We start from the raw sequence: 15,989 nt of genomic DNA, 5'->3' as shown, positions 1-15,989 counted from the left end.
CGCAAGATCGGTCGGGCGCGCTTGCTCTGGCTCTCGTAACCCTCCCCTGCCACGGAGGATGGAAATGAACGAGGCAGCCGCCGAAAACTACCGCAAGCGCATGGCGCGGGTGCTGGATCATATCGACCGGCACCCCGACGGCGACCTGCGGCTGGAGGCACTTGCCGGGGTGGCTGCGTTCAGCAAGTTTCATTTCCATCGCCAGTTCGCCGCCAGCTTCGGCATCTCGGTGCAAGCCTATGTGAACCTCTCGCGCCTCAAGCGCGCGGCGTTCCAGCTTGGCTGCCGCACCGAGATGACGGTGATCGCGGTGGCGTTGGAGGCGGGGTATCAAACCCCGGACTCCTTCGCGCGGAGCTTCCGTAAGGCCTTCGGGGTGAGCCCGTCGGCCTTTCGCAAGAACCCGGACTGGAGCGCGTGGCACGCGGCGATCCTGCCGCAGACACAAGCAAGGAAACATGCCATGACGCTATATACTTCCGATCAGGTCGACATCGTCGATGTCGCCGCCACTCCGGTTCTCACCCTGCGCCACGATGGCCCGCCGCATATGCTCAGCGCCAGCATCGGGCGCTTCATCGCCTGGCGCAAAGCGAATGGCGCGGGGCCGCAGCGCACCCGCACCTTCACCATCTTCCACGCGGATGGCGAGGGTGAGCCGCAGGTCGAGCTTGCCTGCTCGCGCCTCCCCGGCCTCGCCCTCGAAGAGGGAATGGGCGAGGCCACCATCCCCGCCGGACGCTGCGCCCGCTTGCAGCTCATCGGCCCGGGTGACGATCTCAAGGACCCCGCCAATTGGCTCTACCGGGAATGGCTCCCCGCGAGCGGCGAGGCCTTGCGCGATTTCCCGCTGTTCTGCGAGCGGAGCAATTTCGGCCCCGGCATCCCGGAGGGCGAGATGGTGACCGATCTCTACCTGCCTCTGGCCTAAGCGGGCGGCCGGGATTAGGCGGGGGCGATGTCTATTTCCATCGTCCTCGTCCAGCCCGAGATCCCCGGCAACACCGGTTCGGTAGGGCGCACCTGCGTGGCGCTCGATATGGAGCTGATCCTGATCCACCCGCTCGGGTTCGAGATCACTGACACGCGGGTCAAACGCGCGGGGCTCGATTACTGGCCGCATGTGCGTCTGACCGAATATGCCAGCTGGGACGCCTTCATCGAAGCCCGCGCTCCGCGACCCGATCAGCTGTTCCTGTTCGAGGAATTCGGCGCGCGTTCTTTCTACGATCCGGACTATCCGGACGACGCCATGCTGGTGTTCGGGAAGGAGACCACGGGCATCCCCAAACCGATCGTCGAGCGCCACGCCGACCGGCTGGTCAAACTGCCGATGCGTTCGGAGGTGATCCGGTCATTGAACCTCGCCAACACGGTGACGGCGGCGGCCTATCAGGCGCTCAGAGGCAAAATCTAGAGGCGGCGGCGGCCGACCAGCAGACCCTTGGTGCCCGCGCCTTCGTAGCTGAAGGTAAAGTCGGGCCAGGCCTTCTTCCAGCGTTGCGCCACGTAACGCTCTCCCGGGCGCGCCGCGTCGTCGAGCAGCACCGTGCCGCCCGGTGCGATCAGCGGGAACAGGCGCTCGGCCATGCCGCGTGCGAAGGGGTGGACAGCCCAGGGCGGCCCGTCGATCACGAGGAGGTCGATCGATCCCGGCACTTCGGTCAGCGCATACCACAGCCCTGGCCAGCGCACATCGCGCTGCACCAACGGGGCATGGTGGAAGGCGGCGGCAAGATCATGCTCGGCCAGCCAATCGTCCATCGCCGCCACAAACGGCGCGTGGCCATCATAGGAATGGAGCCGTCCGCCGCCGTTCTGCGCGAGCGCCTGCGCAATCACCAGCGATGTCGCGCCCGAACCCAGCTCGACGACGTTGGCGGGCTGCGCGGTCTCGATCTCGTCGACGATGCGGTGGAGGAGATAAGTGTCGGCCTTCCAGCTGCCGAGATGCGGCAGCGCGTCCGCCTCCAGCCCGAGCCGCGCCAGTAGCGCCGCCTTTTGCGCCTGCGTGCCGCCATAGAGGCTGCGCAGCAGCCACGGCCATTGGACCGCGCCGAATGCGATCTGGAACATCCGCTCGCCGCGCGTGCAGCGCACATCGGTGGCGCTCTCGCCGGGCTTGGCGAGCAGCCCCGTCAGCAATTTCGTGGTCATGGGACGTGTTCTCGGCAAAGGGAGGGTCTAGCGCCGTCATGGGCGCGCCCGCGCGAATGGGCAACGGGCGATTGCCCGTGCCTGAACTTTGGTTCTGCGGAAATGACGTCTGCGGCAAGCCGACGCAAAGGCCCGCTGTATCGCCTGTGAGGCACTCAGAGGGAGATCAGCCTGACGACGCAGCGCGTGGTCTTACTCCAGCCCCAGCGCGCGCAGGTTCATCGTCGCCGCGTTGTAGCTGGCTTCGGCCAGTCGTCCGGCCAGTTCGGCGCGAATGGCGCTGACCTGGGCGTTGGCGGCGGTTTCCTCGCGTGCGTTGACGAGGAAGAATTCCCCCGCGCCCAGCCGGAACCGGGTGCGTTCGGCCTGCACCATCTGGTTGGCCTGCTTGACCTCGGCCTCCGCGAGATCCGACAGCTTCAGCGCGGCCGAGAGGTTGGCGAGGATATTGCCGACTTCGGTGGTGATCTGGTCGGCAATGCGGCGCTGGCGCAGCTCGGTCTCGCGCAGTTCGGCCTCGGCACGCTGCACTGCGCCGCGCGCGGTCCGGCGCTGCAAGGGGACCGAGAAGGTCAGGCCCACCACGGCATCGGTCGAATCAAACCCCGGCCCGCCCGGCCCGAGCTGGCCGAAATCGCGCGACAGCTCGACGCTCGCATCGAGCGAGGGTTGCAGGTCATTCTGCCGCAGCGCGACCTTGTTGTTCGCGCGTTCGAGCGCGAGCTTGAAGGTCTGGAGCTCCGGCCGGCTCTGGATAATCTCGCTCGTCGGGGTGGCAGCAAGCTGTTCGGCCGGGGCGATGCTTTTCATGCGCGCGAGATCGGGCAGCATCTCGCGGGTGGGGACAACCATCTGGCCGTCCGATCCGCGCAGGTAATAGCCTAGGCTGTTGGAGGCGGTCGCAAAATTGCGCTTGGCCTCTTCCAGCAGCGCGCGGCGTTTGAGCAGGTTCAGCTCATTCTCGGTCAGCGCGATGCGGGCGCGCGCGCCTTCGTTGACTTCGCGGGTCAAGCCGATCTGGCGGGCCTCGGCGATTTCGAGCAGTTCCTCGAAGACGCGGATTTCCTCGCCTGCGCCGACCCAGCGCCAATAAGCGCGCAGCGCTTCGTGCTGGACGTTGAGCTGCACCAGCAGCACATCCAGCCGCGCCTGACTGGCCGCGAGGCGGGTGTCCTCGATCGCGAAGCGGCGGCTGTCGATATCGCGGTTGCGCAGCAACGAGAACAGCGCACCGACCTTCGCCTCGCCCAGCGCGTTGGTGTAGTTATAGTTCTCGTAAGTCGGGAAGTCCCCGTCCGAAACGCGGTACGATCCGAACACTTCGGCGCCATAAGGGCGCAGGGCCTGGCGCGCTTCGACCTTGCCGTAGCCGCCCGAATAGAAGCCGGTCAGGCGATCATAATATTCGCCCTTCAGCATCAGGTCGAAGGCGCCATCGGCGGATAGCTGGTCCGAACGGGCGGCGGCCTCACGCTCGAAAGCTTCGAGGATCGAGGGGAAGGTGAGCGCGGAGGACCGCAGCACCTCGTCAGGCAGGAGCGGCCCGGTTTTCAGGGCAACGTCGAGCGGATCGCCGACCGGGGCAATATCCTGCGCCGCGAGCGGTGCCAGCGGGGCAAGCGCCAGCGCCGCTGCGGTGCCAAGCAGCGCGCCCAGCCGCAGGAAGGCAAGACTTCGCGGCATCGTCAGTTCGCCGAATCCGCGCTCGCCGCCGCCGTCAGCTCGGGCGGGAAATTGTTGAGCTGACGCCAGATTTCGTAGCCGACCGGCACCGTCTCCAGCAGCACCCAGGCCTGTACCGCCGCGCCGAAGCGGACATAGCGTTCCTCGGGCCAGGCCTGTCCGTCGCTACGGTCCTCGGCGATCAGCACGCGGAAGCGGCCATTGACCTGCGCCGACTGGTCGACCGTGATGACGCGGCCGCCGAATGTCCCGATCGCTTTCGAGGGCCAGCCGGAAAACTGCACGGCGGGCCAGCCTTCGAACTGGATGCGGGTCAGGTCGCCCGGACGGACCAGCGCGACATCGCGCCCGTCGATGAAGATCTCCACCACGCGCACCGCATTGTCGGGCACGAAGGTCGCAAGCACATCGCCGGCATTGATATAGGTCGCCGCGTCACCCGCATTGAGGCTCTGGATAAAGCCATCGCGGGGCGCGCGGACGATCTGCACCGACTGGCGCGAGATATTCACGTCGGCACGGTTCAGCTCGGCCTCGGCTGCGGCGACGCTGCCTTGCATCTCGGCGACCTTGATCTGCGCCAATTCGTAATCGCGCCGCGCGGCGAGCCCCGCCTCGAACAATTCGCGCGAGCGGCGGACATCGATCTCGGCCGTGGCCAGAGCGGATTTTGCGGCCTGCAATTGCAATTCGACCTGGCGGCGTTCGGACTGGAGGCGTTCGATCAGCTGCGGGTCGATGTCGGCGATGCGGACGATCGGATCGCCCTTTTTCACCGAGCTGCCATCGCGCACGTACCATTCCTCGATCCGGCCGGGCACCAGCGCGTTGATATCCTGCTTGCGCTCGTTCGGGCTGAGCGTGGTCACGACCCCGCGGCCCGATGTGGTCTGCACCCAGGGCACATAGATCAGGAAGGCGATCACGATCACGATCGCCGCCAGCAGCATGAAGAACACCGCCCGCATCACCCGCGGCGTCTTGATCGACGCGAGCGTGGTGAAGTGCGCCATGTCTTGCTTGGGTATCGCCATGGTCAAGCCCCTCCCTTGCTGAATGGTGCGCCCGGCGGCGGGGCAGGGTGGCGGATCGCCTCGTGGAAATCCTCGAAGCTGGCAAAGCTGCGCTGCCGGTTTGCTTCAAGGTACAGGAAACGGTCGAAGCCGAGATCGATGCGGCGGTTCGAGAAATAGATCACGGTCGAATAGGCCTGTGCGCGCAGTTCGGTCACTGCGCGTTCGATGGGTTCGGGATCGAGCAGGTCGAACAGGCGGCTGAGCACCAGAATGCGCGGCTGTTCGAGCAGCGCGTTGGCGAGCTTCAACTGCTGAAGCTCCACCGCCGAGAGCGGATAGCCGGTCGATGCAAGCGGGGTGTCGAGGCCCTTTTCCAGCTTGGCGATGGTGTCCGCCAGCCCCACCGTTTCCAGCGCGGAGATCATCCGCTGCGGTGCGGCTTCCGGGCAGGACAGGGCGAGATATTCGCGGATCGTCATCTCGACGATGCTCGGCCGGTCGAGCACCTGCACGTTCTTGCGCAGGTGGTGTGCTTCGATCGCCTTCATGTCGATCCCGCCCAGCGTTGCGATCCCGCCCTGCGGCAGGACGTGCATCTTGAGCAGGTTGGTGAACAACCGCTGCACCCCGTGCTGGCTGGCTGCGGCCATGATGATCGCGCCGCTGGGGATTTCCAGATCGAACTGCGCGTCCTCGTCCCGCGCGCGGCCGCGCACGCCTTTCATCACGATGGTGTGATCCGGCCCGTCGAGCGGATCGGCCCCCTTGGGCTGTTCCTGCTCGACATCGTAGAACTGCGAGATTTCCTCAACCGCGGCGAACAGGTCGTAGAAATAGCCGAGATAGCTGCCGAGCTGCGCCACGCCGAAGAACGCCGCCGACAGCACCAGTTCGGCCGCGACCAGCTGGCCGAGGGTGAGCTGGTTCTGGATCACCAGCCATCCGCCAAGGCCGAGCAGCGCGGCGCTGGCCGCGGCATACATCAGCAGGAAGGCGATGGTCTGCGAGAACAGATGGCGGAAATGCCGCTTGCGCTCGTTGATGTAGATGCGGGTGTGATCGTCGGTCTTGTCGAGCGCGTAGTCGATCCGGCGCTGCGACTTGAAGAAGCCGTTGGAGCCGCCGATGGTCTGAAGCCAGGCGGCGGTCGCGTGCTTGGCATGGCTGAGATCGACCCCGGTGCGCAGCGCGCGGCTGCCCCAGCTGAGCCACACCACCCAGATCAGCGCGATCATGACCAGCGTGAAGCCGAGGAAATAGGGGTGGTAGAGCGAGACCAGCACAAACCCGACCGCAATCTGCAACAGGGTGGTGAAGCCGCCGATGAACAGGATCGGGATCGCGGTCTGCACATAGACCACGTCGAAATAGCGGTTGAACAGCGGGCTTTTTTTCTGGTCGCCGAAGAACGGGTTCTGGGCATAGACCGAGATCAGCGACATCTCCGCCACCATGCGTGCGTAAAAACGCCGCGCGAACAGCTCAAGCAGGTGGACGCGCAAGGCGTAGAGCATGCTGGAAATGACCAGCAGGCCGAACAGGGTGAGCGACAGCATGACCAACGGCGCGGTCAGCGCGGTGTTGGCGATGGTGTTGATCAGCATCTGCACCGAAATCGGCGTCGCCAGCGAAAGCAGGCTGATGCCGATGCCATAGACGGCAGCGAGCCAGTAGAAATTCGCTTCGGGCTTCAGGATGTCAAAGAAAATCCTGAAGAATTTTACCAGCGAAATCTGTGACCCGTAACTTTGGCCTTCACCTGCCATGGCAGCCTTTCCGTCCGAAACCCGTGTTCATGCGCTCCGATGCCGGGCCAGATGGCGCGCGCCGGAACCTGTGTGCATCTATTGCAACATTTCCGCGCCGCAAGCGATCAATCATCGATCGGGCTTGCGGTTCCGGTATTTGCATTATGTTCAAGTTCTTGAATATATGCGTCTGTGTGACGCTTAGAGAGGTAATAAAATATCAAGCGCTCGATAGCGCTGAAAGCTTGCCCGTAGCTGAACCGCGGGCGATGAGGCGAGAGTAATGAGCGGACAGACTGCGATAAATGGGGACAAGCCTCCAGCGGCGGTGGTGCTGGTGGGGGGCGGACATGCCCATGTCGCGGTGCTGGCGGACTGGATCGCGGGCGGCATTCCGGCGGGCGCCCGGGCCGTGCTGCTGACGCCGGAGCGGCATCTGCGCTATTCCGGCATGGTTCCGGGCTGGCTGGCGGGGCAGCATGGCAGGGATGACGGGCTGGTCGATCTCGCTGCGCTCACCGTGCGGGCCGGAGTGGAGCTTGTGCTGGATCGCTGCACGGCGCTGGACCCCGAAGCCCGCGAGGTGCGGACGGCGAGTGGCCGCGCAATCGCATTCGACATCGCCTCTTTCGATACCGGCGGCGCGGCGCGGGGCGCGGCGCTGCTGGGGGATGACCCGCGCCTGATCGATATTCGCCCGATTGGCGCGTTTGTTGACCACACTGCCGCGCTTCCGACGCTTGGTCGGGTGGTGGTGGCCGGCGGCGGCGCGGGGGGCGTGGAGCTGGCCTTCGGCCTGCGCAACCGCGCCGGTGCCAGCCCGCCGCCCGAGGTGCTGCTGGTTACCGGCGATGAAGGCGTGCTGCCCGGCTTCGCTGACTCCGTACGGCGCAAGGTGACACGGGCGCTGGCGCGGCAAGGGATCGCGGTGATCGCAGCGAGCGCCCGGTTCGAGGGCGGCGCTATCACGGCAGGCGGACAATCGCTCGAACCTGCGGATTGCATCATCGCCGCCACCGGCAGCGCCGCGCCCGGCTGGGTGCAGGTGAGCGGCATCGCCACCGATGCGTCCGGGTTCATCGCGGTGGACGCGCACCAACGCTCCACATCGCACCCGCACATCTTTGCGGCAGGCGACGTTGCCGCGCGCACCGACCGCCCGCTCGCCCATTCCGGCGTTCATGCGGTGTTTGCCGGGCCGGTGCTTGCCGCCAACCTGCGCAGCCTGCTGGCGGGAGAGCCGCCGCGCGCGACCTACCGTCCGCGCCGGCACAGCCTTTATCTGATGAACACGGGCGACGGCTCCGCGATTGCCAGCTACGGACCGCTCTTTGCCGAGGGGCGATGGGTGCTTGCCCTCAAGCACCGGATCGACAAAGGCTGGATCGCCAAATACGCTGCCCTCGCTCGCGCGTTGTAACCATCCGGCATCGGACCACGAATGCCGCCCAAAAGGGTCATTCTTTTCCGTGAAAAAGCTTGCCATTCTCGCCGTGCTGGCCGCGCTCGTCGGTGCCTATTTTGCTTTCGACCTCGGACAATATCTGACGCTTGAAGGCATCAAGGCGCTATCCGCCGATCTGGCTGCTTTCCAGCAGCGCAATGCGATTGCTGTAATCGCCGGGTTTTTTGTCGCCTATGTGGTGGTGACCGGCGCTTCGCTGCCGGGTGCGGCGATCATGACGCTGGCGGCAGGCGCCTTGTTCGGTTTGGTGGGCGGCACCATTATCGTATCCTTCGCCTCGACATTGGGCGCGACGCTGGCCTTCCTCTCCTCGCGCTACGTGCTGCGGGATTCGATTGAGGCGCGCTTTGGCGAGCGGCTGAAGGCGATCAATGCCGGGGTTGAGCGGGACGGGGCATTCTACCTGTTCACCTTGCGGATGATCCCGGCCTTTCCCTTTTTCGTGGTCAATCTGGTGATGGGCCTGACCCGCATCCGCACGCTGACCTATGCCTGGGTGAGCCAGATCGGCATGCTGCTGGGCACGATCGTCTATGTGAACGCGGGCACGCAGCTCGCGCAGATCGACAGCCTGTCCGGGATTGCCACGCCGGGGGTGCTGGGGAGCTTTGTGCTGCTGGGCATCGTGCCATGGCTGGCCAAGGGCATCATCGGCGCGCTTCAGCGCCGGAAAGTTTACGCGGGGTTTGTTCGTCCCAAAAAATTCGACCGCAATCTGGTGGTGATCGGCGCGGGCTCGGCGGGTCTCGTCTCGGCGCTGATCGGGGCAACGGTGAAGGCCAAGGTGACACTGGTCGAGGCGCACGAAATGGGCGGCGATTGCCTCAACACGGGCTGCGTGCCCTCGAAAGCGATCATCAAGAGCGCCAAGGTCGCCGCGATGATGCGCCATGCCGACCGCTTTGGCCTGACGCCTTGTGAACCCGAGGTGCCGTTCAAGGCGGTGATCGCCCGCGTCATGGGCGCGATCAAGACGATCGAGCCGCATGACAGCGTGGAACGCTACACCGGCCTCGGCGTCGATGTGGTCAAGGGCTATGCGAAGATCATCGACCCCTGGACGGTCGAGATCGCGCGGAACGACGGTGGCACGCAGCGGCTGACTACGCGCAGCATCATCATTGCCAGCGGGGCGGAACCGGTGGTGCCGCCGATCCAGGGGATCGAAGACTCCGGCTACCTCACCAGCGAGACGATGTGGAACGCCTTTGCCGCAATGGACACAGCCCCGGCGCGGGTGGCGGTGCTGGGCGGCGGGCCGATCGGGTGCGAGTTGAGTCAGGCACTTGCACGGCTCGGCTCGAAAGTGACTCAAGTCGAGATGGCGGACTCACTGCTCGGGCGCGAGGATGCCGACGTTTCGGCACTCGCCCGCGAGGTGCTGGAGGCAGACGGCGTGCGCGTGCTGACCGGGCACAAGGCGGTGCGGATCGAAGGCGGCACGCTGATCGCCGAACATGGCGGAACCGAGGTGCAGGTGCCCTTCGACGCGCTGATCGTCGCCATCGGGCGCAAGGCGCGGCTGACCGGCTTCGGGCTGGAGGATATCGGCGTCGACACCGCCAAGACGGTCGTCACCGACGAATTCCTCGCCACGAAGTTCCCCAATATCTTTGCCGCAGGCGACGTCGCGGGGCCATACCAGTTCACCCACACCGCCAGCCATCAGGCGTGGTATGCGAGCGTCAACGCGCTGTTCGGCACCTTCCGCAAGTTCAAGGCCGATTACCACGTGATCCCCGCCGTCACCTTCCTCGATCCCGAAGTCGCGCGCGTCGGCCTCAACGAGCGCGAGGCGGCGGAGCAGGGCATCGCGGTGGAGGTGACTCGCTATGACCTCGACGATCTCGACCGCGCGATTGCCGAGAGCGAGACCAAGGGCTTCGTCAAGGTGCTCACCCCGGCGGGCGGCAAGGACAAGGTTCTGGGCGCGACCATCGTCGGCGCGCATGCGGGCGAATTGCTGGCCGAATATGTGCTGGCGATGAAGCACGGGATCGGGCTCAACAAGATCCTCGGGACGATCCACGCCTATCCGACGATGGTGGAAGCCAACAAGTTTGCGGCCGGCAATTGGAAGAAGGCACACAAGCCGGAAGCCCTGCTCAAGTGGGTCGAGCGTTACCACGCATGGCGGCGGGGCTGACGAGGTGGAATTGTTCGATCAACTGCGCGGGCTGATCGGCATCGCGGTGCTGCTGGGCCTCGCGTGGAGCCTCAGCGAAAACCGCCGCGGCCATCCCGGCTGGCGCTGGATCGCCGGTGCGCTGGCCATGCAGGGCCTGCTCGCCGTGCTGATCGTGCGCGTGCCGGTCGTCTGGGAGGCGGTCGGCCTGGTCAATAATGCGGTCAGCGCGGTCGAGGCGGCGACGCTCAAGGGCTCGTCCTACATGTTCGGCTATCTCGGCGGGGCAGAGCTGCCCTTTGCCCTGAAGGAAGGCGCGCAGCCGCCGCTGGTGATCGCCTTCCAGATCCTGCCGCTGGTGATCGTCTTCTCCGCATTGGCCGCCTTGCTGTGGCATTGGGGCGTGCTGCGCTGGATGGTGAACGGGTTGAGCTTCCTGCTGCGCCGTTCGCTCGGCGTCTCCGGGGTTGTTGGCCTGTCGGGCGGGGCGAGCGTGTTCCTCGGCGTGGTCGAAGCGCCGCTGGTGACCCGCGCCTATTTCGCCAAGGTGAGCCGCAGCGAGCTGTTCCAGATCATGACGCTGACGATGGCGACCATCTCGGGCGCGATCCTGATCCTCTACGCGACCACCTTGCGCGCCGTCGTGCCGGATGCCGTGGGGCACATGATCTCCGCCTCGCTGATCTCGCTCCCCGCCGCGCTGCTGATTGCGCGCCTGATGGTGCCCGCTGCCGCCGATGATACCGCGACCGAGGTCGAGAAAGAGGATCCGGGCCTCCGCTACGAAAGCAGCATCGATGCTATCGTCAAAGGCACGATGGACGGGATGCAGCTGTTCCTCGCGGTTATTGCAGTGATCATCACCGTCTTCGCTCTGGTCGCGCTGGTCGACATGGCGCTGGCGCTGCTGCCCTTTGTCGATGGCGATCCGCTGAGCCTCAAGCGCCTGCTCGGCTGGGCCCTCGCGCCGTTCATGTGGCTGCTCGGGGTGCCCTGGGCAGAGGCGCAGGCGGCGGGCGGGCTGATGGGCACCAAGGCGGTGCTCAACGAATATGTCGCCTATCTCGAACTGGCGGCGCTGCCCGCCGGAACACTTGGGCCGCGCGCGACGCTGATCGTCACCTATGCGCTATGCGGGGTGGCGAACCTTGCCAGCGTCGGGCTGCTCGTGTCGACCATCGGTACCCTATGCCCCGAACGCCGCGCCGAGGCTGCGGCGCTGGGAATGAAAAGCTGGATCAGCGGCAACCTTGCCAGCGCGATGACGGGGGCGTGGATCGGGCTGGTCACCTATGCTTGATGCCAAGCTTCGCCCGCTGATCGATCCGCCGCTCAACCGCGCGGGCGCCGTGCTGGCTGGCCTCGGCGTCACCGCCAACGGATTGACCTTCACCGGCCTCGCATTGGGCCTTGGCGGAGCGGCCGCGATTGCGCTGGGCCACGTGGGCTGGGGCCTCGCGCTCATTATCGCCAACCGGCTGGCGGACGGCCTTGACGGGGCGGTCGCGCGCGCAAGAGGCCCGAGTGACCTCGGCGGCTATTTCGATATCGTCGCCGATTTCGCCTTCTACGTCAGCGTGCCGCTCGGCTTCGGCATCCTGAGCGCTGCCAACACCTTGCCCGCGCTGGTGCTGGTTGCCAGCTTCGTGCTGACCGGCGTGAGCTTCCTCGCCTTCGCCGTGATCGCCGCCAAACGCGGGGACGAGACAGAGGCGCATGGCAGGAAAAGCTTCTTCTATTCCACCGGCCTTGCCGAAGGGGCAGAGACCATCGCGGTGTTCATCGCCATGTGCCTTGCGCCCGCGTGGTTCGGGGTGCTTGCTTACAGCTTTGCCGCGCTTTGCGTGCTGACCGTATTCCAGCGCAGCGCAATGGCGGCGTCGGCGTTCCGCGATTAGCGATTAGCGAGCTGCCGCGCCCAGCAGCGTTTCGGTGCGGGCGCGCAGGTCGATGATGCGGGCGGTGTTGGCGCCAAGATCGCTGACGCCCACACGGCTCGCCGAACGGAAGTCGATCTGCGCATCGCCGACGCGGGCGACGACATCGTCCTTGAAGCCGAACCAGAAGGTCTCGGCCGTGCCCTCGACTGTGCCGGTAACGTCGTCCGAACGAATGTCGGTGAGGCCCATTGCCCCCATCGCTGCGGCCACCGCAGCAACGCCTTCAGCCTTGCTTGCGCCGCCCAGCGGCAGCGGGGCAGGGCGATCGGAACGGGCGGTGATGATCTGCGCGTGGCTCTTCACCGCCAGCTCGGGCGAAACGCCGGCCTTCTGGTAAAGCGCGATCTGCCCAAGCGGAGTTTGGTAATCGGCCAGCGGATTCGCGCCCGCGGCCTCGCGCGCTGCCAGCGTATCGGCCGTGAAGGCAGGAGGATTGCCGGTGTCGGTGGCAATATCGTGGATCGGATTCTCGCCCGCCTTGCCGCCCGCGGCCATGAACACCGCCAGCGCCGCTGCCGGTAGCAGCAGGCCGATGATCCCCACCGCCACCAGCGCATTGCTGCGCGGCTTGGCGCGCGCGGCGAGAATCAGCGACACCAGCGCGGCCAGCGCGGTGATCCCCAGCACAACCATCCCGCCAGTGAAGGTCAGCGCCATCAGCCCCACCTTCCAGTCCCAGATGCCGAATTTCGTGCCGAGCGCGGCAATGCCGAAATAGACCGGGAGAAACGCCAGCAGGGCGAGGACGAGCTTGGTGTGCTTGGGCAGATTTGTCATGCCCGCGACCATAGCGCCCCTTCGCGGCATGGCAATCTTTGCGCGGCGAGTGGAAACCCATCGCAGGCTTGCGCGTTCATACTTCACGGCACCTGGGGAGAGGGGCGAAACTTGCGTGAAGTCCCGCTTTCCATGCCCGAAAATCTGGTTTATGGCCCGCAGGGATGCGGGAGGAACTTAAAAGTGTTCAGAGGACAAACGACCATGAAGCGTAATTTCCTGATGGGCGCGGCCGCGCTGGCGAGCCTTGCTACTCTTTCGGCTTGTGGCGGCGGCAACAATGCCCAAGCCCCGGCTGCGACCGAAACCGAAGCGGCTGCTCCGGTTGAAACCCCGGCTGCTGCCGACACCCCGGCTGCTGCTGCTGCCGACGGTGCCAAGCTTGAATATGCCAGCTTCACCGGCGATGCCGCAGCGGGCGAAAAGGTGTTCGCGGCTTGCCGCACCTGCCACGTGTTCGACGAAGGTGTGAACCGCGTCGGCCCGTCGCTGCACAAGGTCGTCGGCCGCAGCGCCGGTTCGGTCGCTGGCTTCAGCTATTCGGACGCCAACAAGAACAGCGGCATCACCTGGACGCCGCAGGTTCTGTTCGAATACCTCAAGGACCCGAAGGCTTACGTCCCGGGCACCAAGATGGCCTTCCCGGGCGTCAAGGATGACCAGAAGCGCGCCGATCTGGTGGCCTATCTGGAAGCCCAGTCGAAGTAATTCGGCAGGCCTCAGGGCAAAGAAAAACGGGCGGTGCAGCATGGCTGCGCCGCCCTTTTTCGTGGCCGGACTGCGGGACGGTCAGGCCGCCAGCAGGCTCGGGTCGGCAGGGCAGTGCAGGCGCAGGTAATCCTCGTGCGTCGGCAGTGATCCGACCGCACGGGTGATCAGCGTGCGCAGATTGGCGAGGAATTCGGCGAGCTGTGCAGGCGCGATCTGATCGGCCATCGGATCGTAATCGGCTGGCATGATCCCCTGACCGAGCATCACCTGCACCCAACTCGCATCGCGGAACAGATCGTCGACATCGCGCCCGATGCGGCCCGACGCGGCAAACAGCGCCAGCTTGTGCGTGAGGCTGTCGGGCACCTCCATGTTCTTGCAGTAGCGCCAGAACTCCGAATCCTCCCGCTCGGTCTGGTGGTAGTGGAGGACCAGGAAATCACGGATCTGCACGAATTCGTCCGCGCATCGCCGGTTGTATTCATCGCGCATTGCCGATGCATCGCCCGCGCGCGGGAAGAGCTGGATCAGCCGGCTGACATGCGACTGGATCAGGTGGATGCTGGTCGATTCGAGCGGTTCGAGGAAGCCGCTTGAAAGCCCGATTGCCGCGCAGTTGTGCGCCCAGAAGGTCTCGCGCCGTCCGGTGGTGAAGCGGATCGGGCGCGGGTCGGCCAGTGCCTTGGTATCAAGCCCCGCGAGCAGAGTGTCCGCCGCCGCCTCGTCGCTCTTGAAGCCGCTCGAATAGACATGGCCGTTGCCGGTGCGATGCTGCAGCGGGATGCGCCACTGCCAGCCCACGTCCTTCGCGGTGGCGCGGGTATAGGGCACCAGCGTCGGCAGCCGCTCGCTCGGCACCGCCAGCGCGCGGTCACAGGGGAGCCACTTGGACCAGTCCTGATAGCCGACCCCCAACGTCTCGCCGAGCAGCAGTGAGCGGAAGCCCGTGCAGTCGATGAAGAAATCGCCCGCGACCTGTGTGCCACCCTTCAGCGTGATCGCGGTGATATCGCCGCTTTCCCCGTCACGCGCGACGCTCTCGACAATGCCCTCGGTGCGGGTCACGCCGCGCCCCTCGGCATAGTCGCGCAGGAACAGGGCGTATCGGCTCGCGTCGAAGTGGTAGGCATAGGCGAGGCCCGTCATCGCGGTGTTGCCCACCCGGTCCATCTTGCCGAACCGCGCCTGATCCGCCGCCATCTGGTGCAGCGAATAGTCCCACAGCCCCTTGGCCTGCGGGCTGCTGCCCGCGCTGCGCCGCCAATAGTGGTGGAAGGCGACATTGCCGAGGTTCATCCCCGTATCGCCGAAGGTGTGGAGATAGCTGCTGCCCTTGCGCCCCCAGTCGACAAACTCGATCCCCAGTTTGAAGGTGCCCGAAGTCGCCCGCAGAAAGGCGTTCTCGTCGAGGCCGAGGATGCCGTTGAGACGGATGATCTGCGGGATCGTGGCCTCACCCACGCCGACCGTGCCGATCGCCTCGCTCTCGACCAGTTCGATGGTCAGCCGTTCGCCAAGCAGCCGGGCGAAGGCGGCAGCGGTGATCCATCCCGCGGTGCCCCCGCCGACGATCACGAGCTTTTTCACTTCAGGTCTGTCCATTTCCCGTCCCCTGTCGCCGCTCAGCCCTGAACCGGGCGGAAGAAGGCGTTGATGGTCAGCCGGCCCTCGCGCGGGTCGGCACTCAGCGGTGCGGCGTTGTCGATCACCCCGCTGTGAAGCATGTTGCCGCGGTAGAATACCGCGCGGTTGAATGTCCCTTCCGCCACATGGATGCGCTCGAAATGCGGCGCGCCATCGGTGGGGTAGGCGGCGGGCGGCAGGCCGGTCCGCCCATAATCGGCCTGCACCGCTGCGGCATAGCGCGGGTAGGTCTCTGCCGTCAGCGACTCGAGCCCGGTCGAGCGGTGGCGGAAGAAGGCCGTCCCCCCATGTGCGGCGCTGTTGAGGTACAGCATCATGGCGATCTGCTGCGGATCGGTGCCGTCGACATGCGGCAGGCGCTGGATCGGCGCGAGGTCTGCGGGCGCGGTCGTCACCAGCGAATACCACGCCTGCATCGCCCAGCCGCGCGGCGCTGCGCCAAACCACTGATCAAGCAGCGGCGAGAGCTGCGCAAGCCACGCATCGCAAACCGTTGGATCGAGCGCCGCGCGGACGCCCGGATATTGCGGTGTGATCTTTGCAAAATTTTGCAAAACAGCTTGTGCAATGGCGTGATCTGGCGTCCCGAGAAAATTGGGTATGCTCACAAGTTTCTGATTTAAAGACGGAAATTCTTCCTCAGCTATATTTGCAAGCGAGATTCTCCATCCGGCGGGGGGCGCTCGATGGGCGGAGGTGGGCAAAGTGGCCATGCCGGGGAGC

14 protein-coding genes are annotated in these 15,989 nt (G+C 65.6%); 7 read left to right on the top strand and 7 right to left on the bottom strand.

Annotation, left to right across the window (positions count from 1 at the left end; all coding sequences use genetic code 11):
* Positions 1 to 64 precede the first annotated feature (64 nt).
* Positions 65 to 931 (top strand): AraC family transcriptional regulator, encoded by an 867-nt coding sequence (locus tag KVF90_RS16065; RefSeq protein WP_264392567.1) that lies wholly within the window; start codon positions 65 to 67, stop codon positions 929 to 931.
* Between the two features lie 27 nt (positions 932 to 958).
* Entirely contained in the window at positions 959 to 1,417 is a 459-nt protein-coding gene (locus tag KVF90_RS16060) for a tRNA (cytidine(34)-2'-O)-methyltransferase (RefSeq protein WP_264392566.1), read from the top strand.
* On the opposite strand, the gene KVF90_RS16055 is transcribed toward KVF90_RS16060, so the two are convergent.
* The 4 genes from KVF90_RS16055 to KVF90_RS16040 all read right to left on the bottom strand — a co-directional run bounded on the left by KVF90_RS16055 (position 1,414) and on the right by KVF90_RS16040 (position 6,622).
* The gene (locus KVF90_RS16055) at positions 1,414 to 2,157 is read right to left on the bottom strand and encodes a class I SAM-dependent methyltransferase (RefSeq protein ID WP_264392565.1); all 744 of its coding nucleotides are present in this window, start codon (positions 2,155 to 2,157) and stop codon (positions 1,414 to 1,416) included. The genes KVF90_RS16060 and KVF90_RS16055 overlap by 4 nt on opposite strands.
* 192 nt (positions 2,158 to 2,349) lie before the next feature.
* Positions 2,350 to 3,840, bottom strand: a complete 1,491-nt coding sequence (locus KVF90_RS16050; RefSeq protein WP_264392564.1) for a TolC family protein — start codon at positions 3,838 to 3,840, stop codon at positions 2,350 to 2,352.
* 2 nt (positions 3,841 to 3,842) lie between these two features.
* Positions 3,843 to 4,874, bottom strand: coding sequence for an HlyD family secretion protein (locus tag KVF90_RS16045; protein WP_264392563.1), 1,032 nt, complete (start codon positions 4,872 to 4,874; stop codon positions 3,843 to 3,845).
* A 2-nt stretch (positions 4,875 to 4,876) separates the two neighbouring features.
* Complete coding sequence (locus KVF90_RS16040) at positions 4,877 to 6,622, bottom strand: ABC transporter ATP-binding protein (protein ID WP_264392562.1); 1,746 nt, start codon at positions 6,620 to 6,622, stop codon at positions 4,877 to 4,879.
* Positions 6,623 to 6,887: 265 nt separating this feature from the next.
* Here KVF90_RS16040 and KVF90_RS16035 point away from each other — a divergent pair, with 265 nt between their 5' ends.
* From KVF90_RS16035 to KVF90_RS16020, 4 genes are read left to right on the top strand one after another with little or no spacing between them, the layout of a single operon-like run.
* Positions 6,888 to 8,024 carry an FAD-dependent oxidoreductase gene (locus tag KVF90_RS16035; protein ID WP_264392561.1) on the top strand — a complete coding sequence of 379 codons (1,137 nt, stop codon included), beginning with the start codon at positions 6,888 to 6,890 and terminating at the stop codon, positions 8,022 to 8,024.
* Between the two features lie 49 nt (positions 8,025 to 8,073).
* Entirely contained in the window at positions 8,074 to 10,215 is a 2,142-nt protein-coding gene (locus tag KVF90_RS16030) for an FAD-dependent oxidoreductase (protein WP_264392560.1), read from the top strand.
* Positions 10,216 to 10,219: 4 nt separating this feature from the next.
* The gene (locus tag KVF90_RS16025) at positions 10,220 to 11,494 is read left to right on the top strand and encodes a NupC/NupG family nucleoside CNT transporter (RefSeq protein ID WP_264392559.1); all 1,275 of its coding nucleotides are present in this window, start codon (positions 10,220 to 10,222) and stop codon (positions 11,492 to 11,494) included.
* Entirely contained in the window at positions 11,487 to 12,092 is a 606-nt protein-coding gene (locus tag KVF90_RS16020) for a CDP-alcohol phosphatidyltransferase family protein (RefSeq protein WP_264392558.1), read from the top strand. The genes KVF90_RS16025 and KVF90_RS16020 overlap by 8 nt, the downstream gene beginning before the upstream one ends.
* A 3-nt stretch (positions 12,093 to 12,095) precedes the next feature.
* Here KVF90_RS16020 and KVF90_RS16015 read toward each other — a convergent pair whose 3' ends face one another.
* The gene (locus tag KVF90_RS16015) at positions 12,096 to 12,911 is read right to left on the bottom strand and encodes a DUF1499 domain-containing protein (protein ID WP_264392557.1); all 816 of its coding nucleotides are present in this window, start codon (positions 12,909 to 12,911) and stop codon (positions 12,096 to 12,098) included.
* A 204-nt stretch (positions 12,912 to 13,115) separates the two neighbouring features.
* On the opposite strand from KVF90_RS16015, the gene KVF90_RS16010 reads away from it, so the two are divergent.
* Positions 13,116 to 13,619 carry a c-type cytochrome gene (locus KVF90_RS16010; protein ID WP_264392556.1) on the top strand — a complete coding sequence of 168 codons (504 nt, stop codon included), beginning with the start codon at positions 13,116 to 13,118 and terminating at the stop codon, positions 13,617 to 13,619.
* Between the two features lie 81 nt (positions 13,620 to 13,700).
* Here the strand turns inward: KVF90_RS16010 and KVF90_RS16005 are convergent, their stop codons facing one another.
* Positions 13,701 to 15,224: a tryptophan halogenase family protein gene (locus tag KVF90_RS16005; protein WP_264392555.1), complete on the bottom strand. Its 1,524-nt coding sequence runs from the start codon at positions 15,222 to 15,224 to the stop codon at positions 13,701 to 13,703.
* 20 nt (positions 15,225 to 15,244) lie between these two features.
* Entirely contained in the window at positions 15,245 to 15,913 is a 669-nt protein-coding gene (locus KVF90_RS16000; RefSeq protein WP_319641061.1) for a DUF6445 family protein, read from the bottom strand.
* Positions 15,914 to 15,989: the final 76 nt, after the last annotated feature.

This window comes from Porphyrobacter sp. ULC335 (assembly GCF_025917005.1).
Lineage (GTDB): Bacteria > Pseudomonadota > Alphaproteobacteria > Sphingomonadales > Sphingomonadaceae > Erythrobacter.
Note: the sequence above shows the minus strand (reverse complement) of the source record. Positions and strands in the feature narration are given on the sequence as shown.

Coding starts and splice junctions, on each gene's coding strand:
- KVF90_RS16040 (WP_264392562.1), bottom strand. CDS start 6,622: ATGGCAGGTGAAGGCCAAAGTTACGGGTCACAGATTTCGCTGGTAAAA.
- KVF90_RS16060 (WP_264392566.1), top strand. CDS start 959: ATGTCTATTTCCATCGTCCTCGTCCAGCCCGAGATCCCCGGCAACACC.
- KVF90_RS16035 (WP_264392561.1), top strand. CDS start 6,888: ATGAGCGGACAGACTGCGATAAATGGGGACAAGCCTCCAGCGGCGGTG.
- KVF90_RS16010 (WP_264392556.1), top strand. CDS start 13,116: ATGAAGCGTAATTTCCTGATGGGCGCGGCCGCGCTGGCGAGCCTTGCT.
- KVF90_RS16050 (WP_264392564.1), bottom strand. CDS start 3,840: ATGCCGCGAAGTCTTGCCTTCCTGCGGCTGGGCGCGCTGCTTGGCACC.
- KVF90_RS16055 (WP_264392565.1), bottom strand. CDS start 2,157: ATGACCACGAAATTGCTGACGGGGCTGCTCGCCAAGCCCGGCGAGAGC.
- KVF90_RS16020 (WP_264392558.1), top strand. CDS start 11,487: ATGCTTGATGCCAAGCTTCGCCCGCTGATCGATCCGCCGCTCAACCGC.
- KVF90_RS16065 (WP_264392567.1), top strand. CDS start 65: ATGAACGAGGCAGCCGCCGAAAACTACCGCAAGCGCATGGCGCGGGTG.
- KVF90_RS16005 (WP_264392555.1), bottom strand. CDS start 15,224: ATGGACAGACCTGAAGTGAAAAAGCTCGTGATCGTCGGCGGGGGCACC.
- KVF90_RS16045 (WP_264392563.1), bottom strand. CDS start 4,874: ATGGCGATACCCAAGCAAGACATGGCGCACTTCACCACGCTCGCGTCG.
- KVF90_RS16015 (WP_264392557.1), bottom strand. CDS start 12,911: ATGACAAATCTGCCCAAGCACACCAAGCTCGTCCTCGCCCTGCTGGCG.